The organism is Chromobacterium rhizoryzae, assembly GCF_020544465.1.
Lineage (GTDB): Bacteria > Pseudomonadota > Gammaproteobacteria > Burkholderiales > Chromobacteriaceae > Chromobacterium.
Genome location: NZ_CP066126.1, coordinates 106,467 through 120,756 on the forward strand (window position 1 = coordinate 106,467; position 14,290 = coordinate 120,756).

The window sequence follows — 14,290 nt, forward strand, 5'->3', positions numbered from 1 at the left end:
AATCGCTCAGAGATGATTCTGGAGCAAGTGGGCTCGATATCTTTTATCTGGCAGCAATAAACTCACCAAAAACCACTTTCAGCTTCAATATCAGCTTCAAGATCCCGCCACAAATCATCGAATGGAAACTTTCCGATGGTTTGGTTTGTTAAATGGGTCCAGCCCCACAACCACTGCAGAAGCTTAAGCATGCCATCCTGCTGCTGCCCTCGTGTTGGAGGACCGACTCGCCAGTCTGGCACAATGGGGATGCCGAATGGTCTGTCCCGGGCTCAGTGGACACTAACTTAAGGTGGATAATCTCCACCAAGGAGTGTTCATGACCCAAACCCGTAGAAGCTTTCCCGAATCTTTCAAACGCGAAGCCGTCGAGCAAGTGCTGGCCGGCAGCTCGCTACGTCACGTGGCCCAGGCGCTCGACATCACTGAGGCATTACTGGGCAAATGGAAGCGCCAGTATCTAACGGCCGGCGAACAGGCCTTCCCTGGCAACGGTAAACAGCTCGGAGAAGCCGCTGAACTCAAACGGCTACGCGACGAACTCGCACGCGTCACCATGGAGCGCGACGTGTTAAAAAAGGCGCTCGCCATCTTCTCGCACCCCACGAAGTAAGGTTTCAGGTCATTGAAGCGCTAGCCGAACGGTATCCGGTGGCGCTGATGTGCCGGCTGTTGCGTGTCTCTCGCAGTGGCTACTATGCATGGCGGCAGCGTCCGCGCTTCAGCGCGAGAGATGGCCAATCGTCGCTTGTTACGGGAAATCCGTTTGGTGTTTGCCGAGGTGAGCGGCATTTATGGGCATCGGCGGATTCATGCCGAACTGCTCGCACAGGGGATGAACTGCGGACGGCATCGGATCGCTCGTCTGATGCGGGAAAGTGGCTTGCAGGTGCGCTCACGTAAACGCTGGCGGCCTGTTCTTGGTAGCAAACATGTGCTGCCGGTGGCACCGAACCGACTGGAGCGCCAGTTTGCGGCCCCCGGGATGAATCAACGCTGGGTGTCGGATATGACCTACATTCGGACCGAGCAAGGATGGCTATACCTGGCCATCGTGCTGGATTTGCACTCGCGTGCAGTGGTGGGTTGGGCGATGCATCACCGTGTGCAGCAAGAGCTGGTCCATGCTGCCTTAACGATGGCCGTAGCTCGACGTCAGCCGAAAGGGGAAGTACTGCTGCATTCCGATCGGGGTAGTCAGTATTGCGCGTACGACTATCAGGTCCTGCTCAAACGGCACGGCATTTTGCCGAGCCATTCCCGTGCAGGAAACTGCTGGGACAATGCGGCAATGGAGAGCTTCTTTCGTTCACTGAAAGCGGAGCGGGTTTACCTGACTCGTTATCGGAGCTACGACGAAGCCCGGTGGGATATATTTGACTACATTCGGTTCTACAACCACCAGCGCCGCCACTCAACGCTAGGCTATCTGAGCCCGATAGAATTTGAGCAGCGCCAGGCGCTGCTCAGAGCTTAACCAACCGTCCACCGAGCTCGGGACAGACCAGTGCCGCTGTCAGCTGCGCCGCGTTGCGGCGCAGGTCAATACCGTTTTTCCGGTTTGACACTGCGCCAGTATTCGGATATGGAATTATCGTTTGCGTCAGGCGCGGCGTCTGCTTTTGGGGCTCAGCTTCGCCCCGGACTCATCTCTGCGGAGGCTTTACGGCGGCGCGATGCGGATTGCCCGGCTTTATGAGTAAAGGGCGTCGAATGAACGTATTGGAGCATATCTTCGAAAATGGAGGCATTGCATTCGCGTCTCCTCGCCTAAATTTGCTCGCGCATGCGGCTATACCGCGTTCCAGACCGGCTTCCAACCCCAATAGCTGGCGTTGGGGTTCGCTAGGACATGGCAAATCAATTTGCCTATGAAGTCAATCCAATCGCTCTCATGGCCTGTCACTGACATCACACGTGAAAACCAATTTCCGGTGCTGTCCCCGTGGATAATAATCGTCGGACCAAACGTCCCCGATTGCGGGGCGAGCTGGGATATTGGGGCCCCTACGAACTGCATCCAATACACGCTGTTGTTATTACCATAGAACGCCGTCGCCCCGTGTCCCCAGGCCACATGTGACGCTCCCATTCCTCGGGCTAAGGCCACCCTCGCATCCAGCTCTATCCCCTCAGGCCCAAGCTTCAGCTCTGAGGTAGGGGGAACCTTCACCGCCAAGCCTCCCCAGTTCAATGCGAGCCCCGAGGCTGTGCCATCTAGTTGGACAGTTAGTCCGGCTGAGCTTACTGCTAATCCCTTGGAGGGGATTGTGCTAATGCCGACCCCGTTCGTACTCACTGCTAGGCCTGCCGCTGTGTTCGCTTTAATCGCCAGGCCTCCCGAGTTCAATGCGAGTCCCGAGGCCGTGCCATCTAGTTGGACAGTTAGTCCGGCTGAGCTTACCGCTAATCCCTTGGAGGCGGCTGTGTTAATGCCGACCCCGCTCGTGCTCACTGCTAGGCCTGCCGCTGTGTTCGCTTTAATCGCCAGACCTCCCGAGTTTAATGCGAGCCCCGAGGCCGTGCCATCTAGTTGGACAGTTAGTCCGGCTGAGCTTACTGCTAATCCCTTGGAGGGGATTGTGCTAATGCCGACCCCGTTCGTACTCACTGCTAGGCCTGCCGCTGTGTTCGCTTTAATCGCCAGGCCTCCCGAGTTCAATGCGAGTCCCGAGGCCGTGCCATCTAGTTGGACAGTTAGTCCGGCTGAGCTTACCGCTAATCCCTTGGAGGCGGCTGTGTTAATGCCGACCCCGCTCGTGCTCACTGCTAGGCCTGCCGCTGTGTTCGCTTTAATCGCCAGACCTCCCGAGTTTAATGCGAGCCCCGAGGCCGTGCCATCTAGTTGGACAGTTAGTCCGGCTGAGCTTACCGCTAATCCCTTGGAGACGGCTGTGTTAATGCCGACCCCGCTCGTGCTCACTGATAGGCCTGCCGCTGTATCCGTCTTCGCCGACAACAGCCCACTGATGGTATCCAGCTGTAAGCCCGCACCGGGCCCGGTCTGGCCCTTCCCCTGTCCCAACGCTCGGCAGCCCGCGTCCGCCATATCGATCAGATTTGCAAAATCGCCCTCCAGCGGAATCGACCGTGCCGCGAATTTGGCCTTGAGCTCATTTGAGCTCACATTGATCCTGGGTGTTATCGAGTCTGCGGTGCCTTCCAAGGGGCCTTGGTTTTGATTTTTCTTTTTCATATTCTTTCTCCGGTCTGTGAGTTGGCGGTGATAAATATGTAGCTGGACTAGTGTTGAATCGGCCCTGGCGCGGCGGCCTCTCCAACTGAGTCTAGTATGATTGAGGTGCTAGATGGCTCGGCGGGAACATAAAATAATGCATTGTCATGAATGACTTCTGCGTTCCACTCTCCTGGCGCGGCTCCCGCGAATACCTCTTTGAATTGGGCGTCGGTGGCGATGCGCATGTTGCCAATACCCTCCAGGCCGGAAGGCAGGGTACCCAGGGCGAGGTAGTCCAATAGATGGAACGATGACACTCCTAAGAGTCTATCGTTTGCTATCCACTTGGCGTAGGTATGCGCAAAGTTGTTGAAATAGCGGCTTTCCAACCAATGCATTTCGGCGCAGACATGACATGGCAGCTCTTCGTGTACAATCTGCTCAACCCAGGCTGCGGTGACTTGAGGCTCTGTGACATGGCTCTGCGGGCCCAGTAGCAAGTCTTCGTTGAATATTGCGCTTACGATGAAAGAAAAACGGTCTGGCAGGGCGGACTCGCGATCTCGATCGAAATACCAACGGTAACGATTCTGATGCTGGTCTTCCGGCAAGGTGTAGTTTGCGTCTGCCTCAATGAGTAACTGCCGGCGTAGCGTATCGATGCCACGCACGATCGCAACGCAATCACCCTCGGCTAAGGGGGCATGTTGTAAGTTGCCCTCCGGTGAAAAATGGCGATAGAGCACGAGTTTGTCGCCTACCGCCAAGCTGGACGGAAAGTTGTCCGCCGTGATGATTTTCTGCCCCGGCTGAGGGGACAGCTGGGGTGATTGCACGTTAGCGGGTGGATAGATCAGGGGAAAGGTGGTGTCCTGCATCCAGAGGCGGCTGGTGCGCCATTGCACTGCGCTTGGGGCGGCTAGGAGTTCCTGTAGGAAGGAGCGTAGCGCTGGGTTGATCTCTAGGGCGATGGTCTTGGTGTCGCTATCCACTTTCAATACCACGCAGGCGTTTAGGATGATTGGCGTTGCGTTGGAGTCGGAAGTGTATTGCAGTTCCAGCAATTGTCCTTGGAAGACGCTGTTCACAGGAGTGACCGAGGTGAGGGCCAAGGACTCGTCTTCTGTCTGGAGATGGGTGATTTTTTGCCACGAGAGATTTGCCGTTCCTGGCGGCGGGGTCAAGAGCGCAGCGTGCTCCATCAAGTAGAAAGGCAAGTGAGTCCAATCCGGCGGCTCATTAAATACGCCTTCGTCAAAACCCAAGCGCGCAGCAATGCGGCGCTGTATGCTGGACATGGCGTTGGCGGAGAATTGGCCGGCCTGGTAATTCAACTGGCTGTTCAGACGAATCAGCGAGCATTGTGATGATAAGTAGTCCGGCGCGTTGAGCAAGGTGCGGTCGGCGCGCTGCTGGCCAAAATAGCCCAGCAGGTAGTTGAGCAGCGCTAATTTCTGCTCTTCGTTTTGGCTTTGCATGGTGGTTTTAGCCAACAGTGCCGGCTGATATGCCTGATGCACGGCATAGGCCACGGTGTCATTGACGAAGGGCCATTGATTGCCCCAGACCGTGGTGTCGAGCTGTTGGTTAAACGATAGCAACCTCGGTAGCAGACGCAGTTGGTCGCAACCGCTGGCCAGCCATTGCTCGAATGGCAAGAGATACTGGTGAAGATGCCGTGTGGTGTGCAACGCCAAGTCGTCTTGCAGTTGATAACATGGCGGGATTTTTGCGCTGGCTGGGTAGTAACGCTCTGGGGTGCGGTGGCGGCCGTACTCAAGGGATACCCAGGCTTCGTTGAGTACGGGGGTGGAGGGGAGGGCTTGCTTGATTTCCTCTTCACTTATGGTTACCTTCTGACCGCGCTTCATCAGTTTCACTCGCTGCCCTGCCGCCAAGACCTGAAGCGGCGTGCGGCCCCAAAGCTGCGGGTACTTTTGGGCGGGGATACTGACTTCCCAAGTCCCGTTGTCAAATCGCAAGGCCTGCAGGCTTTTGACGCCGGTCAGCATCTGGAGCGGCGAAGCCAGGGGGTTAAGGTTCAGGGTGTGCGCCGTATTATGATCCTCTACGGGCGGCAGCGTGCTAATCCAGCCATGCGCCAGATTGGGGCCTTGGTAAATTTCATCATTGGTCCAGCCCGCGGCGCGTAGCTCCGCGGCCGTCGCGCGCTGTGCCTGCGGGCTGATGTAGCTCTCCACGCATAGATACAGCTGGGCCATCAGGATGGCGTAGTTCTGGAAATCGTCTTCCAACTCCAGCGTGATTTCCACATTGACGGGTTGTGCCGCTAGCCAGACGATTCCGCGCACGCCTTCGCACACATTATGGTGGTTCTGTAAAAATTCCTGCAGGATAGGCTCGGCTATTGCTTGGGGCACGTCACGGTTCAACTCTACCTGCAAGCGGTAAAAGCCTTGTACGGTGAACTTCTGTTTGCCCTCGTCTTCGTCGCTGGTGAAATGATACTCGCGCAGTTTTGGATCGTAGTAATACGTATATCTTTGATCGATGGTTTCCGGAAGCAGCAGGGCATTGCGGAATAAAAAGCGCGTGACGCCGTTGACCTTGCCCACGAGATCTAATAGCGCTCGGCGGTAGTCCTCCTCGGTGATGGGCGATACGGTTAGCACCTCATTTGGGCTGAACGAATGGGGAAACAAGCCATCCCCGTTTTGGAGGTCAGGCGCGGGTGTCAGTATGTCGCGCAACGGCAGGATGTGGCGGTAGGCCAGGTCGGACATGCCATAGCTCAGTGCCTGCAGCAGGGTGACGCCGGGATCGTGTTCGTCAGTGTCGGTCCACACCTGGCCGGACTGTTGCTTCAGGGTGTCTTGTGCCTGCTGCCACAGGGTGTCGAAGTGGATGGCCTGGAGGACGACGGGGTCGACCACAGTGCGTTGGGTCATGGGCGGCTTTCTTCAAAAGGTTGCCGGGTGTGGGGCGTGCGTTAGAAATCGTTGATCTTGCGGATCTGGTTGTTATACCTGTCGGCAATGATCGGATTGTCGTGGGTGTTGCTGACTTTTGCCTTGGCCACCAGACTGTTGCCGTAACTTTGGCAGGAGCAGGTTATTGTGGTCAAAGGTCCTAAAGTGGTGTCGATATTACATGTGTGATGGTTCATGTTTTCCCCAATCAAATACGTCCCATCTAATTAAAATCTGGCTGGGTTTGCCAACTGAATTTTAACTGTTTCATGTCCTGGCTCTAGAATCAACACGACACCCCGTGCAGCCGTGATAGACTCGGTTTTTCCATTCAAAAACAGTGTGTGCACAGTTTCTACCAATGGCTGCCGCTGTATAAAAGATAATATTTCGTAGTAGTCCAGTATATTGTCTGAGATGACTGTACGGTTTTTATTCCCAGTCCAAGGGATATATTGGCGCACTAACGCCTCATCCACTTGGCGATTGCCGAAAGCCGGGCTAATACCTTCGACAAAGGTAACTGCATATGTCACTAGGACGCCGATGTAGACAGGATTGAGAATATCGATTTCCGCCCAAGGCGAGGTCAGGCGCTGCATAGCCTGGCGCATGCGATCCAGCCGGGCCGGGTTGAATGCCGGACGCTTGGGGTCGTCGTTGTCGCGCCAGTCCGGCGCCGGGATAACGGTGAGCAATTGCTTGCCAGGTGTGCCGGGACCCTCCGGCAAAATGACGGAGCCCACTTCTGGAAACAGATCCCGCAGCAGCATTTGCAGATCGTGTTGGCGCAGCGCGCGGCCGCGGTGGGACAGCCGCTGGGCGATGCGGCGGTTGAAGTCGTCTAGGGCTTCCAGCGGGCGGCCGTGTTGCGAAGGCCAGGGCTGGGTGACGCCGGCCAGGCCGAGCACCGCATTCATGGTTTTCGACACGCGGCCGGCCAGCAGAGGCTGGGCGAAATGATCAGCCGCCATGGTATCCGGGTCGGCCAGGGTGGCGGTCATGGCATTGGCCAGCAGGCCTTGCAGCTGCGGGTAGTCAGAGGTGGTTGCGCCTAGATCCGACTTCTGGGGCTGAGTGGGGGTCATTACGCCGCGCAGCCAGTAACGGCCGGCCGGCATATGGGCGGACTGGTCGCCGGCGTCGTTGGGCAAGGTGGCGGACCATAGGCCGGAGGCGAACAGGCCGTCGGTGCCGTCCAGCACGTCGGCGTTGAGCGCAATCCATTGGTTGTTTTGGTTCAGGTATTGCCAGTCCACATCCAGCGCTTGCGGGCTGCACAGTTTCCAGTACAAGGACAGCTGCTGGCCGGGCAGTATGTCGCTGAGGCCCAGATAGAGTTGCGGCTGTGCGGGTTCGTCTTCCTCTGCGCCGGCTGCTTGGTGGCCGAATGGGGTGAGCCGGTATTGTGCGTTAACTTCGATAAGCTGGGTGCTAGTGTAGGCAATGTCCAGTCCGGCCCATTGCGGGGTGTAGGGGGGGGTCAAGCCGGTTGCCCCTGCATTGACGAGTTGCCAGTATTGCTGATGTAAGAAGGTGGTCGGCTCCAGGGTCAGCCGCAGGCGACTGGCCCAGTCATCGGGGTCGGCGCTGTCGACGACGTCGCAGAGCAGTTGGGTGAAGGTGAATGTGAGCGGCCGGCCAGCGGGCGCGGTGGCGGCATTGGCATTGCTCGCGAATAAGGGCTGCCCGGCGTCGAGCGTCTTCCAACCGTTTGCGCTCAGCGCGGCCGCCGTCACTTTGAATGTGTCGTCGTTGACAGGCGCATTGGTATAGCCGGCATACCACTGCGCAAAGCTCTGCCCTTCCGGCAAGCCTTGCCATTCCGGCGTCAGCGTGACTTGGATGGCTTGGGATTTTCGGCACCAGTCCGGCGCCATCAGCCGTACCGCCGAGCCTTGTGGCACCTCGGCGCCGAAAGGCAGGCAGGGTTGATCCGGCTGCGCGACGCCGTCTTGCGTGCGAAAGGCGACATCGGCGGGGAGGGTGACAGTGACCTCAATCTGATTGACGACCGGTACTGTCAGGCCGTCATTGCGGCTGAGTTTGAGTAGCGGCGTGGTGTCGATGAATCCATCCAAACCCTGCGGCGGGCTGAGGGCGGGTTGATCGGCGGCCACGGTGAATGCCACGGTTGTGGCGCTACTGCTCACGGTGACGGGCGGCAGCGCCAGCCAGCCTTGCTTCGTGCTGACTGCGGCTTGCAATGTACAGTTGGGGGCGCTGGCAAAGGTGATGCTGAGTGTGCGCTGGCCGCTAGATAAGGCAAGGATATCAGCGGCGATCACGCGGCCATTCGCTGCTGGGTAGTCTTGCGGCTGTGGCGAGAACAGGCGTACGCCGTCGGTGGGAAATGGCGGTTCTTCGCCGGATTGCACGACATGGCACCAGGTGCCGTTTTTCGACGGGCGCGTCCAGTACACGTCGCTCAGTCGTCCGGAGTTGATTTGCAACGGTGCGTCCAACAGGTAGCGCAAGGCTTGTCCTAGGCTGTCCTGCCCCCCGTTGAGCGCGACGCCGGCGAGCAGCAGTTGCTCGTTTGCGCCCGGCATGAGGTTGAAGGAGGCGACGACTTGATCCGCCTGGGCGCCTCTTGGCGCCAAGCCCAGCAGGTCGCGGTAATACAATTGGCGATGTCGTGCCGGCAGGCTGTTAAGCAGGGTTTTAGCGGTTTCCAGTTGCCGCAGAAAGGCGAGCAGAAACGCCTGATGCGGCGGCAGTTCGCCGTCGCTCAGATCTGGTGCGCGGTAGCGCTCGGCAAGGTGGGTGATGTCCGTGTCGCCGCCGGGGAAGAAGATGCGGCCCCAGTTATTGTCGCCATCCCCTTGGGCAGTTTCATCAAAGGGAATCAGGGCCGTGTAGTCTTTGATGTCGCGCAGTGTTTCCTCAATGCCGCGCGGGTCCAGCGCGAAGGCCTCTACATGGGGAATAGGGTTCTGGCTAGACATGGTGTTGTGCTTCCGTTTTAGGGTTTTAGCTGCCCCGCACCACCGACTGGGTGGGCATGAATTGGCCTTTGCCCAGACTGGGCGTGGTCACGTCTGGTACCGGCGGCGTGCCGGGCTGTTGCGCCGGGGTGGTGGGCCGGAATTGGGCGATGAATTGTTGGCCCTTGAGCACCCAGGATGCGCCGCTTTTTACGTGTGTCGCCTGTTGGTTGGCGGTGAGGCTGATGGTGATGACGCCGTTGCCGGGAATGGTGTGAGTGGCCGTGGTGTAGATGGCGTTGACCTGCACCTGTTTCTCATCCCCGGCCACGCAGACTTTGCGTCCCTGCATCGTGGGATGGCCGCTGCCGCGGAGTTGCGCTGGGCCGCAAGGGGTGACGATGCGGTTGCCGAACATGGGTTCAAACACTAGGGCGGTGCCATCGACAATGACGATGTCCATCATAGGAGGAGCCCTCCTTCTGAGGCGACGATTTTTAATTCGCCGCGGACCCGCCCACTATCGTCTGTACCGCGAATGCGGTAATGGAGCGTAATGTCCAGTTGGGTAGGTTGGAGTTTGTTTTGCTTGATGATGATGTCGAGCGGCTCCACCCGCTGTTCGTGACGTTGTATGTTGTCTCGGATGGTACGGCGAATGTCAGCCAGCAGGTCCTCGCTGATATTTTCAAATATATAGGCATTCAGGTCGCAGCCATAGTCAGGGCGCATAATGCGTTCACCTGGCAGAGTGCTGAACAGAATTTGCAGGCTTTGACGAATGTCAAGCTGGTCTTCGACCATGTTGGGGCCATTTGCCAGAGTAAAGCTTGGAGGAAAGGCCCAGCCTCGACCAAGACGTCCCGTGGTATTGGTAGTCATAATGGTACTCTCGTTTGTGAGTGCATGAACGTTCTCGGTTTTCCCTGTTCTCTGAAATGGGCAGCTTGCTGTGCCGCTTGTGCTCTCGCCGCGCTCTGCAGCTGGATCGCGTTCTCCAACGGCTTCATGCTCCCACGTCCACCTTGTTGCCTTTTACTTTGACTTGCTGACCGCGGGCTTCCAGAGCGGTGTCGGCTTGCAGTGTCAAGTTCTTGCCTTTGATTTGTACGTCTTGCTGGCTCTGTGCCGCGAAGCCGGTTTTTGCTCCAAGCATCAGGTGTTCTTTATCCGCAGCTTGCAACTGAACCGTTTGCGCTTCTCCATCGAACAACAACTGTTGTTGTTTATCGCCTTGCTTTAGAATCAGTCCACGCTGTTGAAGGTGCTTCACGGGGTCGATGGGCGAGGGTTGCTTTGGGTTGTGCATGGCGCCCAGTATCACTGGGAATCGGGGGTCGGCCTCAAAAAAACCCAGCACGACTTCATCGCCGGGTTCGGGGTAAAAGCATGCGCCGCTATCCTTGCTGGCAAAGGGCTTGGCAAAACGTGCCCATAGCTTTGCATTGCCAAATATTGGCACTTCGACTTGCAAACGGTCCAGATTGTCGGGGTCTGATTGGTAGTGGGAGACTACGCCGATTTGCAGGCCCGGCGTGGCAGGAACCAATGACACGTTGATTGTGTCTTGTCCCAGCGTCACATCGGTGCGCCAGCGTCCAGGCGTCATGTGATGTTCAATGCCACTGATGACTCCCTGACCATCAAGTGTCTTGCCAAAGCCTTTAAGCTCCAATGTTTCACCTAATTGGTAGGCGGAGCTGCCGATTACGGTAAAAGTGCCGCGTACACTGGCGGCCTGCATGGCCAGTAAGCGGCTATTGGCCCAAGCGTCCAGCTCCTCATCTTGCAGGTTTCTCGCAGCATGGAATGTTTGGCTCTTAGGCCCCAGCTGGACTAGCATTTTGGGATCAAGCGCATTACTGCCTAGCTGCTTGGGTTGAGATTGACGTGTTTCCGCTTTTTGGTTTTTAGTGTTCCAGGTAATGGTGTGGACTTCGCTTGTCAATTCACGACTGCTGAAAATCCAATCCGCTATTTCTATTAGGGGTGTGTGGCTAGATTCACCTGTCAATACTTTGGCATCTTGCGCCAACATGTGTTTGGCCGAGGAGAGTGCAGGTGGTGCGATGGAAACGCCACCACTGACATCGGGCCACAGCCAGACGCCATTGGCATGCAGTCGCGCTTTGATGAATTGCCAGTCAGAGCATTCATATTGGACCAATTGTGGATGTCGTATGGACATCATTCCACGGGAAGGACCAAGGTCGACTTTATAAAGGCGCAACAACTGTCGCAGTGCTTCCTCATCTGTCATGTTGGAGAAAACCTGACTACCATGGCTAGACAGGGCTCCCTGCAAAAGGTGGCAAAGGCGCAGAGTCAGTTCGTTGCCGTCCAGCGTCCAGTGGTTATGTTGTTCGGCTACGATGCCGGTAAACAAAACTGTACTCTTATTGTTGTCCTTAAGTTCTATTCTCACCGTTGTGCCAGGCAGGCAGCGTTGGGCATCCGCCGAAAATTTTTCGACTTCCTTTCTATCTCCACCCGGCTGTTTCAACACCAAAGTGGCATTCGGGATTTGGTTGGCTGCAAGCCGGGTATTCAGCCGAATGGGCAGCAGCGTGGTGAGCGATTGTGGGGGCATGCCAAACTGGATGCTGATCTCTGGTGGGAGCGATTGCTCAATGCGCGGTGTCATCATGCGGTTCCCTCTTCGTTTGCCATTTCAGTTGGGGGTACCAAGGTATCTCCTGGTCTGGCAGCGTCCAGACTGTCAAGATCGTTAGCGATGGCCACGTCCAGATAACTGTAAGCTTCCGCCATGCCGGCAATGGTGGCCAGCGTGGCTGCCGCCATCGGCAACCAGTATTGGTCAGGCAACGAAAGGCTGGCTTGCTTTTTGATTCGGTCGAAAATCTCTTTTGTTTGTGAAAAAGGACTGCTGACCGCGTTCAGGGTTAGCGTGGCTGTGGCGCGCTGTGGCTCGGCTTTGCGATCAAAACGGGTATAGCGAATCTCCAATGAGGCGGCGCGACCTAGGAAAAAATCCTGTCCGTGCCAGTGCATCTTGCCCCATTCTATTTTGAGATAGGGTGTCTCCCGAGAGCCGGATCGCGTTTCGCAACATAAGGCCTGAATCGCAGTTAATTGCATTTCCACTGATTGTTGGCTACCTGGCAAACTGGAGTCGAACAGCAACTCCAGCGTTAAAGCGCCTGGCCGTGCTTGTTTGAAGTGGTTGATGCTGATGGAGCCGTTGAGATAGTTGTCGGCGTCGTATTCAATGCCATAGCTCAAATTCAGCGATTCGGGGTTGTACATCACCTGCATCTCGCCTAATGGCGAACCATTAGGTTTGCCATCCTTGAGCTCTTGATAAGCTTGGATTTTTAGTTTGGATAGACCCAATTCCAGCAAGCCTTTCATGCCCAGTCCTCCTGTTTTTCGCGAAGACGTGCTAGTACTTGTTCAGTTATCAGTTCGATCAGGGCGCTTTGCTCGGCCTGATGATCCATCCATTGAGGCTTGGACGCCACTCCCACGGGTATGGTGTCATCCACCCGAACTTGAATAATCAGCTCATGAATTTCGATCATGCTTTGGCTCCTAGCCACTGGATGTCGCGGTAAACCAGTTCAATATGGTTGATTAGCGGGGTGTTGCTGTTAGCATCCAGATCGCCGGTTTGCCATTTCACTGGCAGGGCATCGGTGACAGTCCAGGTGCAGACGGGGAGCGATTGATGGTTTAGCAGCATGATCACCGCATCGACATAGGCGGTGTCAAAGCCACTCAAAACGTAGTCAAATGCCAAGGACAGCGGAGTGGGTACGACCACGCCCCGTTCCAACGTAAGCGGCGGGTGGCTGACGCGTTCTGGCAGGTAGTGATCCGTTGCATTGATGCCGCCCTGATACTGTGCGCTCACACCTAGTTCTCCTTTGCCTAGGCCAGAGACACGTTGAAAGCGAATATCCAAAGGGCTGGGCACGTTCTTGAAGAAAAAAGTGGCCAGGAAACGGTGGGAAACTTCCGGTTCGAACAGTTTTTCCAGCGTGCTCATATTAGTTCCTTGCTCATTTGTGTTTCCATCATCATGAACCGTAGGCTCAAATTGATGTACTCAGCAGGGTATAACGCTGACAACTCCACGCGGACGATTAATTGGCCTGCTAGCAGATCGTCCGTTGTCATACTTTCTGCCAGGCCCACGTATAGTCGAAATGCCTCGTCCTCGCTGGTGCCGAACAAGGCACCCTTCAGCCATAAGGAGCGCAGCCAGGAGCGGAACAGGCTTTTTATTTTGAGCCAAGTGATTTCGTTATTTGGCTCGAATATGCAAAAGTGAGCCATGGTGTAAAGCCGAGATTCGACATAACCGAGTAGCCGCCGCACCTGCACGTAGCGGAATGCTGAGTTAGGGTTTGTGGTCAGGGTTTGGCAACCCCAAACCCGCACGCCACGGCCAGGGAAGGAGCGAATCCAGTTGAATGGCATGGCCGGATTGCGCATTGAGGCACTCAGGGTGGGGGGGGACTGTGGTTTTACCACCTGTAACAAGGCATTGTTCGCAGGTGCCTTCCAGACGCCACGTGTGCGATCAGTATGCTGTATCTGGGCTGCGATGATGCCGGATGGCGGCACCAGAGCTCGCGTTTGGTCTGATAGCAGGTAAGTGCATTCAAGATGTGGCCAGTAGGTCGCGCCGTACGCCGCATTATCCAGTTCCGTGCTGTTCAACACCAGTGCCGCCTTGGTCGAACTATCTGGCAAGTCCAATATGGCGAAACAGCCTAGGCGAGCGCGACAGATGTTCAACATTGCTTGCCATACCTGCAGCCACGGACCGGCTGGAAATATATCTCCGACTAATTCTACGATATCCGGCACGCACAGCAGAGTGGGCGCTTCATGGTCTGCTAAGGCGGAGCTCTCGAGCGCGGCGATCAGTTGCTGCGCGACGCTGTCGGCATCTGTTTCAAGTTGAGTGATCTGGGCTGCGGGTAGCACGTAGCATTCTCCGCCGTTATTGTCAAAATACAAACGTAAAGACTGGTAAAGCGCCGACGACTCTTGTTCTGCCCGCTGTGCAATATTGGCCGACGGGAAAAAGGTGGATTGAAACTCCTCCCAAGATGACACCGAGACCATTTGCAAGGGTTCACCCGTTTGGGTGTAGCCGATGAATACAGGCACGGCGCTGGCATCCTGCTGTGCCGCCAGTGTCACCACTTCGTTTGAAATGTTCACGCCTGGCATGGTTTGAGACATCGTACATTCCTTATGTGTCGAACTATAGGATTCCGGGA

13 protein-coding genes are annotated in these 14,290 nt (G+C 56.3%); 2 read left to right on the top strand and 11 right to left on the bottom strand.

Features of this window, described 5'->3' with window-relative positions; genetic code table 11:
• Positions 1–62: 62 nt before the first annotated feature.
• Positions 63–191: a hypothetical protein gene (locus JC616_RS24485; protein ID WP_255701169.1), complete on the bottom strand. Its 129-nt coding sequence runs from the start codon at positions 189–191 to the stop codon at positions 63–65.
• Between the two features lie 128 nt (positions 192–319).
• Between JC616_RS24485 and JC616_RS00475 the strand changes: the two genes are divergently transcribed.
• Positions 320–613 carry a transposase gene (locus tag JC616_RS00475; RefSeq protein ID WP_227106099.1) on the top strand — a complete coding sequence of 98 codons (294 nt, stop codon included), beginning with the start codon at positions 320–322 and terminating at the stop codon, positions 611–613.
• Between the two features lie 84 nt (positions 614–697).
• A complete protein-coding gene (locus tag JC616_RS00480) occupies positions 698–1,477 on the top strand; it encodes an IS3 family transposase (protein ID WP_227106101.1) in 780 nt (259 codons plus the stop codon).
• A 1,766-nt stretch (positions 1,478–3,243) separates the two neighbouring features.
• Here JC616_RS00480 and JC616_RS00485 read toward each other — a convergent pair.
• From JC616_RS00485 to JC616_RS00530, 10 genes are all read right to left on the bottom strand, one after another.
• Positions 3,244–6,087 carry a hypothetical protein gene (locus JC616_RS00485; RefSeq protein ID WP_227106103.1) on the bottom strand — a complete coding sequence of 948 codons (2,844 nt, stop codon included), beginning with the start codon at positions 6,085–6,087 and terminating at the stop codon, positions 3,244–3,246.
• A 41-nt stretch (positions 6,088–6,128) separates the two neighbouring features.
• On the bottom strand, positions 6,129–6,305 hold the full coding sequence (locus JC616_RS00490; protein ID WP_227106105.1) for a hypothetical protein: 177 nt from the start codon (positions 6,303–6,305) through the stop codon (positions 6,129–6,131).
• Positions 6,306–6,335: 30 nt separating this feature from the next.
• Positions 6,336–9,056 (bottom strand): baseplate J/gp47 family protein, encoded by a 2,721-nt coding sequence (locus JC616_RS00495; protein ID WP_227106107.1) that lies wholly within the window; start codon positions 9,054–9,056, stop codon positions 6,336–6,338.
• 25 nt (positions 9,057–9,081) lie between these two features.
• Positions 9,082–9,501, bottom strand: a complete 420-nt coding sequence (locus tag JC616_RS00500; RefSeq protein WP_227106109.1) for a hypothetical protein — start codon at positions 9,499–9,501, stop codon at positions 9,082–9,084.
• Positions 9,498–9,917, bottom strand: coding sequence for a GPW/gp25 family protein (locus JC616_RS00505; RefSeq protein ID WP_227106111.1), 420 nt, complete (start codon positions 9,915–9,917; stop codon positions 9,498–9,500). Before JC616_RS00505 ends, JC616_RS00500 begins: the two co-directional genes overlap by 4 nt.
• Before the next feature lie 124 nt (positions 9,918–10,041).
• Positions 10,042–11,682: a phage baseplate assembly protein V gene (locus tag JC616_RS00510; protein ID WP_227106113.1), complete on the bottom strand. Its 1,641-nt coding sequence runs from the start codon at positions 11,680–11,682 to the stop codon at positions 10,042–10,044.
• Entirely contained in the window at positions 11,679–12,407 is a 729-nt protein-coding gene (locus tag JC616_RS00515) for a CIS tube protein (RefSeq protein WP_227106115.1), read from the bottom strand. Before JC616_RS00515 ends, JC616_RS00510 begins: the two co-directional genes overlap by 4 nt.
• Complete coding sequence (locus JC616_RS00520; protein WP_227106117.1) at positions 12,404–12,577, bottom strand: DUF5908 family protein; 174 nt, start codon at positions 12,575–12,577, stop codon at positions 12,404–12,406. The genes JC616_RS00515 and JC616_RS00520 overlap by 4 nt, the downstream gene beginning before the upstream one ends.
• Positions 12,574–13,044, bottom strand: coding sequence for a phage tail protein (locus JC616_RS00525; protein WP_227106118.1), 471 nt, complete (start codon positions 13,042–13,044; stop codon positions 12,574–12,576). Before JC616_RS00525 ends, JC616_RS00520 begins: the two co-directional genes overlap by 4 nt.
• Entirely contained in the window at positions 13,041–14,252 is a 1,212-nt protein-coding gene (locus tag JC616_RS00530; protein ID WP_227106120.1) for a phage tail sheath family protein, read from the bottom strand. Before JC616_RS00530 ends, JC616_RS00525 begins: the two co-directional genes overlap by 4 nt.
• Between the last annotated feature and the right edge of the window lie 38 nt (positions 14,253–14,290).

Coding starts and splice junctions, on each gene's coding strand:
- JC616_RS00525 (WP_227106118.1), bottom strand. CDS start 13,044: ATGAGCACGCTGGAAAAACTGTTCGAACCGGAAGTTTCCCACCGTTTC.
- JC616_RS00495 (WP_227106107.1), bottom strand. CDS start 9,056: ATGTCTAGCCAGAACCCTATTCCCCATGTAGAGGCCTTCGCGCTGGAC.
- JC616_RS00520 (WP_227106117.1), bottom strand. CDS start 12,577: ATGATCGAAATTCATGAGCTGATTATTCAAGTTCGGGTGGATGACACC.
- JC616_RS00480 (WP_227106101.1), top strand. CDS start 698: ATGCATGGCGGCAGCGTCCGCGCTTCAGCGCGAGAGATGGCCAATCGT.
- JC616_RS00475 (WP_227106099.1), top strand. CDS start 320: ATGACCCAAACCCGTAGAAGCTTTCCCGAATCTTTCAAACGCGAAGCC.
- JC616_RS00505 (WP_227106111.1), bottom strand. CDS start 9,917: ATGACTACCAATACCACGGGACGTCTTGGTCGAGGCTGGGCCTTTCCT.
- JC616_RS00500 (WP_227106109.1), bottom strand. CDS start 9,501: ATGATGGACATCGTCATTGTCGATGGCACCGCCCTAGTGTTTGAACCC.
- JC616_RS00510 (WP_227106113.1), bottom strand. CDS start 11,682: ATGATGACACCGCGCATTGAGCAATCGCTCCCACCAGAGATCAGCATC.
- JC616_RS00530 (WP_227106120.1), bottom strand. CDS start 14,252: ATGTCTCAAACCATGCCAGGCGTGAACATTTCAAACGAAGTGGTGACA.
- JC616_RS24485 (WP_255701169.1), bottom strand. CDS start 191: ATGCTTAAGCTTCTGCAGTGGTTGTGGGGCTGGACCCATTTAACAAAC.
- JC616_RS00485 (WP_227106103.1), bottom strand. CDS start 6,087: ATGACCCAACGCACTGTGGTCGACCCCGTCGTCCTCCAGGCCATCCAC.
- JC616_RS00515 (WP_227106115.1), bottom strand. CDS start 12,407: ATGAAAGGCTTGCTGGAATTGGGTCTATCCAAACTAAAAATCCAAGCT.
- JC616_RS00490 (WP_227106105.1), bottom strand. CDS start 6,305: ATGAACCATCACACATGTAATATCGACACCACTTTAGGACCTTTGACC.